This is a genomic window from Allorhizobium sp. GW101-3B10 (assembly GCF_059424725.1).
On record NZ_JBWKZR010000001.1, the window covers coordinates 3,501,684 to 3,514,038 of the forward strand.

At 63.4% G+C, this 12,355-nt stretch carries 13 protein-coding genes; 8 read left to right on the forward strand and 5 right to left on the reverse strand.

Going from position 1 to position 12,355, the window contains the following annotated elements:
• Positions 1-66 precede the first annotated feature (66 nt).
• From rpoN to ptsN, 3 genes are all read left to right on the forward strand, one after another.
• The gene (gene rpoN / locus AC07Y0_RS17390; RefSeq protein ID WP_498678969.1) at positions 67-1,638 is read left to right on the forward strand and encodes an RNA polymerase factor sigma-54; all 1,572 of its coding nucleotides are present in this window, start codon (positions 67-69) and stop codon (positions 1,636-1,638) included.
• Positions 1,639-1,869: 231 nt separating this feature from the next.
• Complete coding sequence (gene hpf / locus AC07Y0_RS17395; RefSeq protein ID WP_498678970.1) at positions 1,870-2,454, forward strand: ribosome hibernation-promoting factor, HPF/YfiA family; 585 nt, start codon at positions 1,870-1,872, stop codon at positions 2,452-2,454.
• A gap of 71 nt (positions 2,455-2,525) precedes the next feature.
• A complete protein-coding gene (gene ptsN / locus AC07Y0_RS17400) occupies positions 2,526-2,990 on the forward strand; it encodes a PTS IIA-like nitrogen regulatory protein PtsN (RefSeq protein WP_454744258.1) in 465 nt (154 codons plus the stop codon).
• Positions 2,991-3,062: 72 nt separating this feature from the next.
• On the opposite strand, the gene grpE is transcribed toward ptsN, so the two are convergent.
• Entirely contained in the window at positions 3,063-3,683 is a 621-nt protein-coding gene (gene grpE, locus AC07Y0_RS17405) for a nucleotide exchange factor GrpE (RefSeq protein ID WP_498678971.1), read from the reverse strand.
• 98 nt (positions 3,684-3,781) lie between these two features.
• Positions 3,782-4,870 (reverse strand): heat-inducible transcriptional repressor HrcA, encoded by a 1,089-nt coding sequence (gene hrcA, locus AC07Y0_RS17410; protein WP_498678972.1) that lies wholly within the window; start codon positions 4,868-4,870, stop codon positions 3,782-3,784.
• A gap of 172 nt (positions 4,871-5,042) precedes the next feature.
• On the opposite strand from hrcA, the gene rph reads away from it, so the two are divergent.
• The 5 genes from rph to AC07Y0_RS17435 are packed head-to-tail and all read left to right on the forward strand — an operon-like array spanning position 5,043 to position 8,814.
• A complete protein-coding gene (gene rph, locus AC07Y0_RS17415; RefSeq protein ID WP_498678973.1) occupies positions 5,043-5,759 on the forward strand; it encodes a ribonuclease PH in 717 nt (238 codons plus the stop codon).
• A 28-nt stretch (positions 5,760-5,787) separates the two neighbouring features.
• Positions 5,788-6,204: a VOC family protein gene (locus tag AC07Y0_RS17420; RefSeq protein WP_498678974.1), complete on the forward strand. Its 417-nt coding sequence runs from the start codon at positions 5,788-5,790 to the stop codon at positions 6,202-6,204.
• 11 nt (positions 6,205-6,215) lie between these two features.
• Positions 6,216-6,860 (forward strand): RdgB/HAM1 family non-canonical purine NTP pyrophosphatase, encoded by a 645-nt coding sequence (rdgB, locus tag AC07Y0_RS17425; RefSeq protein ID WP_498678975.1) that lies wholly within the window; start codon positions 6,216-6,218, stop codon positions 6,858-6,860.
• Between the two features lie 7 nt (positions 6,861-6,867).
• Entirely contained in the window at positions 6,868-8,049 is a 1,182-nt protein-coding gene (gene hemW / locus AC07Y0_RS17430; protein ID WP_498678976.1) for a radical SAM family heme chaperone HemW, read from the forward strand.
• A gap of 27 nt (positions 8,050-8,076) precedes the next feature.
• Positions 8,077-8,814: a class I SAM-dependent methyltransferase gene (locus AC07Y0_RS17435; RefSeq protein ID WP_498678977.1), complete on the forward strand. Its 738-nt coding sequence runs from the start codon at positions 8,077-8,079 to the stop codon at positions 8,812-8,814.
• Positions 8,815-8,840: 26 nt separating this feature from the next.
• Here AC07Y0_RS17435 and AC07Y0_RS17440 read toward each other — a convergent pair whose 3' ends face one another.
• The 3 genes from AC07Y0_RS17440 to rpsT form a co-directional block, all read right to left on the reverse strand.
• Positions 8,841-9,434 (reverse strand): class I SAM-dependent methyltransferase, encoded by a 594-nt coding sequence (locus AC07Y0_RS17440; protein ID WP_498678978.1) that lies wholly within the window; start codon positions 9,432-9,434, stop codon positions 8,841-8,843.
• Between the two features lie 57 nt (positions 9,435-9,491).
• Positions 9,492-11,045, reverse strand: a complete 1,554-nt coding sequence (gene dnaA / locus AC07Y0_RS17445) for a chromosomal replication initiator protein DnaA (protein ID WP_498678979.1) — start codon at positions 11,043-11,045, stop codon at positions 9,492-9,494.
• An 861-nt stretch (positions 11,046-11,906) separates the two neighbouring features.
• Entirely contained in the window at positions 11,907-12,173 is a 267-nt protein-coding gene (rpsT, locus tag AC07Y0_RS17450) for a 30S ribosomal protein S20 (protein ID WP_454288443.1), read from the reverse strand.
• Positions 12,174-12,355: the final 182 nt, after the last annotated feature.

Here is a 12,355-nt window from a genome sequence, read left to right on the forward strand (position 1 = left end):
TTAGCGGAACTTCCGGCACCATTGCGCTGGAGATTCCGGGGGAATGTAGGGGAGTTTCGCGTCCGCATGGCTTTGTCGGCCAACCTATTCCTGCGCCAGAATCAGTCCCTGGTCATGACACCGCAACTGATGCAATCCATCCAGTTGCTGCAGATGACCCATCTTGAACTGATTCATTTCATCTCGCAGGAGGTGGAGAAAAATCCGCTGCTCGAGATGGCGTCCGACGACGGTGAACCGATCGGCGAGCCACGGTCCGGCGGCAATGACGACGCGCAGTCGACCGCCCAGGCGGACGGCAATGCGAGCGACGAGGGCCGCAGCGCGGGCAACACGCTCGACAGCGAATGGTACGAGCCTGGCCATGGCAACAGCCTCAACGAGCGTCTCGACTCCAACTTCGACACCGCACTTTCCGACGAAGGCACGGCCACCCGGGCTGATGCCCCGGAACTGCTCGGCCAGTGGAAATCGATGCCGGGCGGGGGGGCGGAATCGGGCGAGGGTTACGATCTCGACGATTTCGTCGCGGGCCAGATCAGCATCCGCGACCATCTAAGCCAGCAGGTTCCCTTCGCGCTTGCCAAGCCGGGCGATCGGCTGATCGCCGCGGTCCTCACCGACCATCTCGACGAGGCCGGCTATCTGCGGGCCGACCTGGCTGAAGTTGCCACGCGCCTCGGCGAAAGCGTCGAACGCGTTGCGGCCGTTCTGGACGTGCTGCAGAACCTCGATCCGCCCGGCATATTTGCCCGATCCTTGAGCGAATGCCTCTCGATCCAGCTCAGGCAGCGCAACCGGCTGGACCCGGCCATGCAGTCGCTGGTCGACAATCTCGAGTTGCTCGCCAAGCGCGACTTCAACACCCTGAAGAAGCTCTGCGGCGTCGACGAGGAAGATCTCATCGACATGCTGGCCGAGATTCGCAAACTGAACCCCAAGCCGGGCAGCGGCTTCGAGAACACCATTCTCGAGTCGGTCATACCGGACATCGTCGTGCGCCCGGCGCCGAACTGCACCTGGCAGGTCGAACTCAATCCGGATGCCCTGCCCCGCATTCTCGTCAATCAGAATTACGTGACGGCGGTCGGCAAGGGCAGCAAGGCATCCGACAAGGACCAGGCCTTCCTGTCGGAGTGCCTGCAGAACGCCAACTGGCTGACGCGCAGCCTCGACCAGCGCGCCCGCACGATCGTCAAAGTGGCCTGCGAGATCGTCCGGCAGCAGGATGCCTTCCTGCAGCACGGCGTCGACCATCTGCGTCCACTCAATCTCAAGACCGTGGCCGACGCGATCAAGATGCACGAGTCGACCGTCAGCCGAGTCACCTCCAACAAGTACATGCTGACCCCGCGCGGGCTGTTCGAGCTCAAGTATTTCTTCAGCGTCTCGATCAATTCGGCCGAAGGCGGCGACAATCACTCGGCCGAGGCGGTGCGCCACCGCATCCGCACGATGATCGCCCAGGAGAGCCCGGAGGCGGTGCTGTCCGACGACGACATCGTGCATACGCTGAAGTCGGCGGGCGTCGATCTGGCGCGCCGCACCGTGGCAAAATACCGCGAGGCGATGAACATTCCGTCGTCGGTACAGCGGCGTCGCGAGAAGCGAGCGATTGCCAAGGTCGCGGCAATTTAGGATTGCGCAAATACGGGTCAGGTTGAGGAAAAGTTAAGAAGACATTGACTTTTGCAGGCGGCAGGGCTAGAAGCCCGCCGCGATCGATACGGGTTCACAGACGGTCCGACTTATCCCCAGCACACGCCCGGCATACAGGAAACGAACCGACATTAGCGCTCGAAAAGCTTGGATGCGGAAGGGGCTTGGCGTAAACTGATCTCGCCAACCAATGATAAGAAGGGAAACGCCATGAGTGTTCGTGTATCCGGCAAACATATGGAAATCGGCGATGCTTTCCGGCAGAAGATCGGTGAGCGGGTCGAGGACGCCGTCACGAAGTACTTCGACGGAGGGTATTCGGGTCAGGTTACCGTGACCAAGTCGGCAGCCGCTGCAGCGCAGTTCGTGGCCGATTGCATGGTGCACCTGGATGCGGGTGCCAACCTGCAGGCCACCGGTTCCGCCAATGACCCGCAGATCGCTTTCGACATGGCAGCGGACCGCATCGAGAAGCGCCTGCGCCGCTACAAGCGCAAGCTCAAGGATCACCACCCGGCCAACCAGTCCAATCCGTCGATCGAGATCGCCTACACGGTCATGGACGCAGTGCCGGACGAACACGATGAATTGCCCGAGGACTACGCGCCGACGATCGTCGCCGAAAGCACCAAGCGGCTGCGCACCATGTCGGTGGCCAATGCCGTCATGGCGCTCGACATGACCGACGAACCGGTCCTGCTGTTCCGCAGCCCGGGCAATCAGGAAGTCAACATCGTCTACCGTCGCACCGACGGCAATATCGGATGGATCGATTCCGCCAACATCAAGGGCTGAAGAGCCCAATGGCAGGCGGCGGCCCGCCGCCGCTTGCTTCACCTTGTCTCGGCGGCATGAAGGATTTTGAAATGGCCTTGGCAGATTTGCTGCAACAAGATGCGGTCGTCCCCGCCCTGCGGGTGAATTCCAAGAAGCAATTGCTGCAGGAATTGGCGGCCAAGGCCGCGAAGCTGACCGGCATCCCCGAGCGGGAAATCTTCGACGTCATCCTGCAGCGCGAGCGGCTCGGCTCCACCGGGGTGGGCAATGGCATCGCCATTCCGCACGGCAAGCTCAATCGCATCCACACCATTACCGGCATCTTCGCGCGGCTTGAGACGCCAGTCGACTTCGAGGCCCTCGACGACCAGCCGGTCGATCTCGTGTTTCTGCTGCTTGCGCCCGAAGGGGCCGGCGCCGATCACCTGAAGGCGCTGTCGCGCATCGCCCGCGTGTTGCGCGACCAGGACCTGGTGGCCAAGCTGCGCGCGACCGATTCCGCTTCGGCCATCTATGCCTTCCTCAACGAGGAACAGGCTTCGAACGCCGCCTGACGACAAAGGCAGACTGCAAGAAAAAAGCGCCCGTCGGGCGCTTTTTTTTGTTCGGTGCTTGCGCCTGGCAGTTCAGGCGTTCTTGGCGTCCGCAGCCTCGCCGTTGGCCTCGGCCTTCGGGCCGCCCTTGGCGACGCCGACCATGGCGGGGCGAAGCACGCGGTCGCCGATGGCGTAGCCAGCCTGGACCACCTGCACGACGGTGTTGTTCGGCACGTCCGGATTGGGAATTTCGAACATCGCCTGGTGGAAGTTCGGATCGAACTTCTGGCCTTCCGCCTCGATCTTGCGAACGCCATGGCGCTCGAGCGTCGAAAGCATGCCGCGTTCAGTCATTTCCACGCCTTCGATCAGCGCCGAAAGCCCGGCATCGGCGGCGGCACGGGCCTCGTCCGGCAGTGCTTCGAGCGCGCGGCGCAGATTGTCGGATACCGCCAGCATGTCCCGGGCAAAGCCGGTGACGGCATAGGTCTTGGCGTCCTTCAGCTCGCGCTCGGTGCGGCGACGCAGATTGTCCATCTCCGCGGCCAGGCGCAGGAAACGGTCGCGCAGTTCGGCATTTTCGGCCTTCAGCGCCTCCAACGGGTCGACCGCTTCCTCGCCGGGCGTGGTCGCTGCGTCCTGTGCCATATCGGCTGCGGCGGTCTCGCCAGCCGTTGCGTCAGGTCCGTTGTTGTTGGCTTCGTCGGTCATGACGTCCTCCGAGTGACAGTGTTTGGAATTCGTGCCCGATATCAGGGTTTAAGGTGGAAAAATCAAGGCTTGGGCGAAAGAAGTCTCACGCCCAGCGGCTAAAGCCCCGTCCGGGACAGTCGCGCCATCAGCTGGGCCGTGTAGTCGACCATCGGCACGATGCGGGAATAGTTGAGCCGCGTCGGGCCGATGACGCCGACGGCGCCGACGATCCGGTCCTCGCCGTCGCGATAGGGCGCGACGATCAGCGAGGAGCCGGAAAGCGAAAAGAGCTTGTTTTCCGAGCCGATGAAGATGCGCACGCCGGGGCCGCTTTCGGCGAGATTGAGGATCTCGATCAGGCTTTCCTTGCGCTCCAGGTCGTCGAACAGCAGCCGCAGCCGGTCGATGTCTTCCGAACCGGCGAGCCCTTCCAGCAGGTTGGCTCGGCCGCGCACGATCAGCCGCGTCGGCTTTTCCTCGTCGCTGCCGCCGGACCAGACGGCAAGGCCGCGCTCCACCAGATCCTGCGACAGGGTGTCGAGTTCGCCGGCCACCTGCTGCTTCAGCCGCACGAGCTGGGTTCGCAGTTCCGGCAGCGTCTGGCCGGTCATGTTGGCATTGAGGAAATTCGCCGCCTCGGTCAGCTGCGAGGCGGTGATGCCGGCCGGCAGGTCGATGATACGGTTTTCGACCTGGTTATGCTCGCCGACCAAAACGGCCAGCGCCTTGGTCGGCTCCAGCCGGATGAATTCGACATGTTTGAGAATGGGGTCGTTCTTGGCCGAGATGACCAGGCCCGCGCCGCGCGACAGGCCGGAGAGCATGCGGCTTGCCTCGGTGAGCAGGTTTTCCATCGGCTGGGCCGGACCCGGTGGCCGGATCTGCCGCTCGATGCTGCCGCGTTCCTCGGCGGTCAGATCGCCGACTTGCATGAAGGCGTCGACGAAGAAGCGCAGCCCCTGCTGCGTCGGCAGCCGTCCGGCGCTGATATGCGGGGAATAGATCAACCCCAGATCCTCGAGGTCGGCCATCACATTGCGCACCGATGCCGGCGACAGCGACGTGGACAGGAGGCGGGACAGGTTGCGCGAGCCGAGCGGATCGCCGGATTCGAGATAGGTCTCGACGATACGCCGAAAGACCTCCCGGGAGCGGTCATCCAGGGAAGCTGCCACGTCCTTGGACAGTGACGTCGGTGATTTCATTCGTCGCGCAGGCTTTGTTGGTCTGTCATTGCCCTGAAATATAGTCACTCCGGCAGCGATCACCAATGGGGAATTTCGCCAAGTTCCGCCGGAATCGGCTCGCTCCATGGTTTTTCTTTGCAAATCGCAACCACGGACCGTAGAAGGCCACTAACGATCCTAGGAGTGGGCAATGCGGCCATCAGGCAGAAAAACCGACCAAATGCGCAAGGTGTCCTTCGAGCGCAATTTTTCCAAGCACGCGGAGGGCTCCTGCCTCGTCAAGTTCGGCGACACGCATGTGCTGTGCACCGCGAGCCTCGAGGAAAAGACCCCACCGTGGCTGCGCAACAGCGGCAAGGGCTGGGTCACAGCCGAATACGGCATGCTGCCGCGCGCCACCGGCGACCGCATGAAGCGCGAAGCCGCAGCCGGCAAGCAGGGCGGCCGCACGCAGGAAATCCAGCGGCTGATCGGCCGCTCGCTGCGCGCCATCGTCGACCTCGAAGCGCTCGGCGAGCGCCAGATCACGCTCGATTGCGACGTCATCCAGGCCGATGGCGGCACCCGCACGGCATCGATCACCGGCGCATGGATTGCGCTGCACGACTGCCTGAAGTGGATGGAAGCCCGCAACATGGTGAAGGTCGAGAAGGTCTTGAAAGACCATGTTGCGGCCATTTCCTGCGGCATCTTCGCCAACCAGCCGGTCATCGACCTCGACTATCTGGAAGATTCGGCAGCCGAGACGGATGCCAATTTCGTCATGACCGGCTCGGGCGCGATCGTCGAGGTGCAGGGCACCGCCGAAGGCGCACCGTTCTCGGAAGAAGAATTCCTGACGCTGATGCGGCTTGCCCGCGGCGGCATCGGCGAACTCGTCCAGATGCAGAAGCAGGCGATACTTTAGGCGCGACGGCGACAGAGGACCGGGAGACGTGACGCAGCCCTTGGACGGTATCCTGGAGACAGCGATCTACGCCGCTGACCTCGATGCGGCCGAGGCTTTCTATGGCGGAGTGCTCGGCCTGGAAAAGGTGACTAGGCAGGCAAACCGGCATCTCTTCTACCGCTGCGGACCCGGCATCCTCCTGATCTTCAACCCGGCCGAGACGGCTAAGCCCGTCCCGGCCGGCGCCCTGCCGGTGCCGAGCCATGGGGCGACCGGACCCGGCCATGTCTGCTTCCGCGTGCGCGGCGAGCAGATGGACAGGATCGTCGAACGGCTGCAGGCGGCAAACGTGCCGGTGGAATCGGACTTCTTGTGGCCGAACGGGGCGCGCTCCATCTACTTCCGCGATCCGGCCGGCAACAGCCTGGAATGCGCAGAGCCCCGGCTCTGGAACCTCGAATAGGATTTGACCGCATGCGCAAGCTCGACACCCGCACCATCGTCGTCGCCAGCCACAATGCCGGTAAGATCGCCGAGATCGCCGACCTGATCGGTCCCTTCGGCTTTTCTGCCCGGAGCGCCGCCGAACTGAAGTTCGCCGAACCCGACGAGACCGGCACCACCTTCGAGGAAAACGCCGCGATCAAGGCGCTCGCCTCGGCGCGCGCCGCCGGCATGCCAGCGCTTTCCGACGATTCCGGTCTGGTCGTCGATGCCCTCGACGGGGCGCCCGGCGTCTATACCGCCAACTGGGCGGAGCGCGAGGACGGCAGTCGCGATTTCGCCATGGCGATGGAGAAGGTCGAAAAGGCCCTTGCCGAACGCGGCGCCACCACGCCTGAACAGCGCAGCGGGCGTTTCGTCAGCGTGCTGTGCCTGGCCTGGCCCGACGGCCACACGGAAATGTTCCGCGGCGAAGTCGAGGGCAAGATCGTCTGGCCGCCGCGCGGCACAAAGGGCTTCGGCTATGATCCGGTCTTCCAGCCCGAGGGTTTCGGCACCACATTCGGCGAGATGACGGCGGAACAGAAGCATGGCTGGAAGCCCGGTGATGCCCAGGCGCTCTCCCACCGGGCACGCGCCTTCAAAATCTTCGTCGAAACCTGCCTGGAGGCCTGAGCCGCCGATGCTAGAGGCCCCGCCGCTTCTCCTGCCCGATACCGGCGAACCGGGCTTCGGCGTTTACGTGCACTGGCCGTTCTGCGCGGCGAAGTGCCCGTATTGCGACTTCAACAGCCATGTCCGCCACCAGCCGGTCGACCAGCCGCGCTTCGTCTCCGCCTTCCTGCGGGAGATGGAGGAGATGCGGCGGTTGAGCGGCCCGAAGACCGTCACCAGCATCTTTCTCGGCGGCGGTACGCCCTCGCTGATGGATCCGGCGACGGTCGGGGCTATCCTCGACGGCATTGCCCGCCAGTGGCACGTTCCCGACGGCATCGAGATCACCATGGAAGCCAATCCGTCGAGCGTCGAGGCCACCCGCTTTCGTGGCTATCGCTCCGCCGGCGTCAACCGTGCTTCGCTCGGCGTGCAGGCGCTCAACGACCAGGACCTGAAGTTCCTCGGCCGGCTGCACGACGTCGAGGATGCCTTGAAGGCGATCCGGCTGGCCCGCGAGATCTTTCCGCGCATGTCCTTCGACCTGATCTATGCCCGGCCGCACCAGACGGTCGAGGCCTGGGAGAAGGAACTTAGGCAGGCGATCTCCTATGCCGTCGACCACCTGTCGCTCTACCAGCTGACGATCGAGGAAGGCACGGCCTTCTTCGGCCTGCACAAGGCCGGCAAGTTCATCGTACCCGACGAGGAGCAGGCGGCGCTGCTCTACGAGGCGACGCAGGAAATCACCGAAAGCGAAGGGCTTCCGGCATACGAGGTGTCCAACCATGCCCGCCCGGGCGCGGAAAGCCGGCACAACCTCACCTACTGGCGCTATGGCGACTATGCCGGCATAGGCCCCGGCGCCCATGGCCGGCTGACGCGCGGCCGCGACAAGCTTGCGACTGCGACCGAGCGCAATCCGGAAGGCTGGCTTGCCGCCGTCGAGCGCGACGGCCATGGCATGATCGACCAGGAATTGCTGGGATCGGACGAGCAGGCCGACGAACTGCTGCTGATGGGGCTTCGGCTGCGCGAAGGCGTGGATCTGGCCCGCTGGCAGCAGCTTTCCGGCCGCGATCCGGATCCGGCGCGCGAACAGACTTTACTGGAACACGGCTTCATCGAACGCCTGGGCAATTCGCGGCTGCGCTGCACGCCGAAGGGAATGCTGATCCTCGACGCGGTGGTGGCCGATCTCGCCTGCTAAGAAGGCTTGAAACGAGGAGAGGACGCCATGCCGGTCGATGCAGCCTTTGCCCGCCACGACATGGCAATCCTCTATGACAGCTTCAATGCTCACGGCGCCGATGGCGATTTCTATCTGAGCCTCGCTCACAGCCCCTGGCGCATTCTCGACCTTGGTTGTGGCACCGGTTCCGTCACGCTGCGGTTCGCGAGCCTCGGCCACCGTGTCACCGGGCTCGATCCCGCGCCCGGCATGCTCGAAGTCGCCCGCGAGAAGGACAAGGCGGGCACGGTCCGCTGGATTGCCGGGGACGCCCGCGACTTTGTCCTGGGTGAGACCTTCGACCTGATCATCATGACCGGCCATGTCTTCCAGGTCTTTCTCGACGACTCCGAGACGCTGGCCGTCCTTTCCAGCGCGCGCAGGCACCTGGCGGACGGAGGGCGGCTCGTTTTCGAAAGCCGCAACCCGCCGGCGCGGGCGTGGGAAGGCTGGACCGAAGAGCTGACGCGCGAACGGACCGATGTGCCGGGCATCGGACCGGTCGAGGTCTACTATCAGGTGCGGGAGGCATGGGGAGATTTCGTCCGCTTCGACGCCGTCTTCACCCTGCTGAAGAGCGGCGAGCGCCGGATCAGCGAGAGCACGCTGCGGTTTCCGGGCCGCGACGCCATCGCGCACCTGCTCGCAGCCGCCGACTTCTCTTCGGTCAAATGGCTCGGAGACTGGGACGGAGCGCCGCTTCACCCGCACAGCCCAGAAATCATCGTGATTGCCGAAGCCTGACACAGCCGTCGGACGCGATCGGCAGGTCAGCCTTGCGCCCAGACATGCAGCCACTCGGTCGGCTCCCCGTCATAGCCGCCGCCGGACGCCGCCTCTATCCGCGGCGTGGTAAAGCCTGCCAGACGATAAGCTTCCGTCAGCCATTCCTGGTCGGGCCGATTGTAGTAGCGGCCGAAGCGATCCGCCCCCTCCTCGACCCCTGCCTTGAAACTTGCATGGAAGTGTCCGCCGCCCCTCAGCGCGCGGCGAATGCGGCGAAGGATATCGGCAAGTTCGGCGCGGGGCACGTGCAGCAGGCAGGCATTGGCCCAGACGCCGTCATAGGCAGCCACCTCGTCCAGATCGGAAAAACGCATCACCCGCACCGCGCGGCCGAGCCTTGCCTCGGCCTCGCGCGCCATGGCCGCCGATCCGTCCGTCGGCGTGACGGCAAAGCCGCGTTCGATCAGCCATGCGCTGTCTGCGCCCGCGCCGCAGCCGAGCTCCAGGATCGTGCCGCCCGGCGGCAAAAGCTCGGCGAAAGCCGTCAGCCGTGCGACCGGTTCCCGGCGTTGCCGGGCCGCATAGGTGGCCGCGTTCTCGTCATAGAAGGCGATGGGCTTTTGCGCTGAATTCTCCAAGTCGTGGCTCCGCGACCGGCCGCAATGAGAAAGGCCGGCGTTTCCGCCGGCCTTTCGTCATGCGTTGTTTTCGTTGATCAGCCGCTTCAGCAGCTCGATCTCGTGGCTGAGCTTGGTGTCCTCGCCAACCAGTTCCTCGATCTTGCGCACCGCATGCAGCACGGTCGTGTGATCGCGACCGCCAAAGCGGCGGCCGATTTCCGGGAAGGAGCGCGGCGTCAGCGTCTTGGCCAGATACATGGCGATCTGGCGCGGCTTGACGATGACGCGGGTGCGGCGATTCGACACCAGTTCCTGGCGCGAGACGTTGTAGTGGCGTGCGACGATGCGCTGGATGTCCTCGATACGGACACGCTTCTGCTCGGCGGCGCCGACCAGGTGGGCGAGCAGTTCGTCGACCCGCTCGACCGACAGGTTCGGCTCGAAGGAGCGGCGGAAGATCAACTGGTTGAAGGCGCCTTCCAGATCACGGCCGCTGCTCGTCACGTTGCGCGCGACATGCGAGAGGATTTCCAGCGGAATGTCGAGCGATGCATCGTCCTTCTTGGCGGCATCGAGACGGCTCTTCAGCATTTCCAGGCGCATCTCATAGTCCGGCGCTTCCATCTCGATGGCCACGCCGCCCTGCAGGCGCGAACGCACCCGCGGATCAAGCGACTCCAGCTCCCAGGGTGCGCGGTCGGCGGCGACAACGACCTGCTTGGCGCTGTCGAGCAGCATGTTGAGCAGATGGCAGAATTCGTGCTGGATCATCTTACCCTGCAGGAACTGCATGTCGTCGATGATCAGCAGGTCGATATGGCGCAGCGAGTCCTTGAGCGTCAGGGCATCGTTGTCGCGGATCGCGGTGGCAAAGCGCCACATGAAATATTCGGCCGTCAGATAGACGACGCGCGGCGCGCGCGGGCTGTGGACGGCGGCATTGGCGATCGCCTGCAACAGGTGGGTCTTGCCCAGCCCGACGGAGGAATGGATGAACAGCGGGTTGAAGCGCACGGCGCCGGCGCCGGCTTCGGCAATCGTCTTGGCCGCGGCAAGAGCCACGCGGTTCGAGGCGCCTTCGACATAGCCGTCAAAGGTATAGCGGCTGTCGAGCGGCGAACCGAAGAGCGGGCCGTTCGGGGTGCTGCGCGTCGTCGTCGCATTGCCGACAGGTCCTGCGAGCTGGCCGATCGACTGGGCGGAAGACTTGCGGGCCGGGGCGGCGGGCGCCGTTTCCGCAGCGGGACGCTCGTCGGCGGCCGGGGCCTTCAGGTTGCGGCTTGCGCTGCGCACCAGGATCTCGACTTTCAGAATCGCCGGATCTTCCTGCCGGAAAATGCTGGTGATCAGGTCGAGATAACGGTTGTTGATCCACGACTTGAGGAAAGTCGTCGGCACCGTCAGGCGCACGAGGCTCTTCGAGGCGGAGTGCAACTTCAGTCGACCGAACCAGCTGGCATAGACATCAGGACCGACCTGTGCCTTCAGCCGCTGGCTGAAACGCTCGAACAGCACATCATGCTTCATTTCGGAATTGCCCCCTGCCGCATCGGAGCATACGGCGCCGAGCGCCGTCTGTGCATGGTCCCCGTTAACCAGCGCACCGGCCGTCACTGTATTCATCTGCATTTCGCCGCCTTTTTCACTTCTCTGTCCCACCGGGCGCTGAACGTCCGATGTGCAACTTTTATCCCCGTACGGGGTGTCGGACCGCGCCCTCAAGAAGACAACGGCCACACCCCTTCATCGCGTGGCCCGCCCCAGCCAAAGGGTTCCCCACGCGACACGAAACGCGGTCACCGCAACAGTGACGTACATCCCGCAAATTCCGGCGGATCTTTCATCCTCGACATGAAAGACCTTGGCCGTGGCGGCGATCCAGTTCCTACACCTGTTCTTCAGCGCCGACTGATCACCGGCGCATTCGACAAAATCACCCTTCCGCGGAAACCATGAGATTCCCGGCGCAAGACCAACACTGTCTGAAAAAACGGAATAGGATAATCCCGCCACAAGAGACGATGAGTGGTCCTGACACGCAATTTGCCAGTTCAGATCACCCCCGGAGGTCAACTCCGCGCCCCTTGTTGAGAAGCATTAAGGCAGGATCAAAAGTGAAGATCAACTGTGATTTTTACGCAAAATTAAACCGCGGCCATTGACTCCCGCGCCCTCATCAGACTGTCACAATTACCGTCTGGAGAATCGCTTTTGAATCAACGAGATTCAAAAAATGGCGGGGACGAGGAGGGGGAAATCGGCCAAAAATAAAAATTCGCTTGACTCGAAACCGGGGCCGCCTGCCGTTAAGTGAAGCCGACAGCGGTCGGCATTCCTCCCGTATCCATATGATTTTATTGTGCTTTTTTTGTCATCCAGCTGACACCCAATTGTCAAACGGGTCGCAGGCCAAAGCCGAACCGAGCAAACGCAGAAAAAGCCCGGCTTCGCAGCCAGGCTCATTCAATCATGACAAAAATGCGGCGAAAATTAGATCGCCAGGGCCTTAACGCGGCTCGCGAGACGCGAGATCTTGCGCGAAGCGGTGTTGGCGTGAACCACACCCTTGCTGGCTGCACGCTGCAGTTCCGGCTGTGCGGCCTGCAGGGCGTCCTTGGCGAGAGCGGCATCACCGGAGGCGATGGCTTCCTCGACCTTGCGGATGAAACCGCGAACGCGGGAACGGCGAGCCTTGTTGACTGCAGTACGGCGAGCGATCTTGCGGGTCGCCTTCTTCGCCGAAGTTGTATTGGCCATGGATGCCTCTCTTCGAATTCAAACCAAAACCCGCCACCGCCGCGTCGGGTCGTTGCGACCTGCCATATCAGCAATTCGGGAGCTATTCTCGGAAGAGCCATTGGCTCTCCCAACCGTGGGCGGGCATATAGCCCGAAAGCGGAGGGTCGTCAACGCGCAATTTGCAGGAAATCGCGCGTTGC

Coding starts and splice junctions, on each gene's coding strand:
- grpE (WP_498678971.1), bottom strand. CDS start 3,683: ATGACCGACGAAGCCAACAACAACGGACCTGACGCAACGGCTGGCGAG.
- hrcA (WP_498678972.1), bottom strand. CDS start 4,870: ATGAAATCACCGACGTCACTGTCCAAGGACGTGGCAGCTTCCCTGGAT.
- dnaA (WP_498678979.1), bottom strand. CDS start 11,045: ATGCAGATGAATACAGTGACGGCCGGTGCGCTGGTTAACGGGGACCAT.
- ptsN (WP_454744258.1), top strand. CDS start 2,526: ATGGCCTTGGCAGATTTGCTGCAACAAGATGCGGTCGTCCCCGCCCTG.
- rph (WP_498678973.1), top strand. CDS start 5,043: ATGCGGCCATCAGGCAGAAAAACCGACCAAATGCGCAAGGTGTCCTTC.
- hemW (WP_498678976.1), top strand. CDS start 6,868: ATGCTAGAGGCCCCGCCGCTTCTCCTGCCCGATACCGGCGAACCGGGC.
- rpoN (WP_498678969.1), top strand. CDS start 67: ATGGCTTTGTCGGCCAACCTATTCCTGCGCCAGAATCAGTCCCTGGTC.
- rdgB (WP_498678975.1), top strand. CDS start 6,216: ATGCGCAAGCTCGACACCCGCACCATCGTCGTCGCCAGCCACAATGCC.
- AC07Y0_RS17435 (WP_498678977.1), top strand. CDS start 8,077: ATGCCGGTCGATGCAGCCTTTGCCCGCCACGACATGGCAATCCTCTAT.
- rpsT (WP_454288443.1), bottom strand. CDS start 12,173: ATGGCCAATACAACTTCGGCGAAGAAGGCGACCCGCAAGATCGCTCGC.
- hpf (WP_498678970.1), top strand. CDS start 1,870: ATGAGTGTTCGTGTATCCGGCAAACATATGGAAATCGGCGATGCTTTC.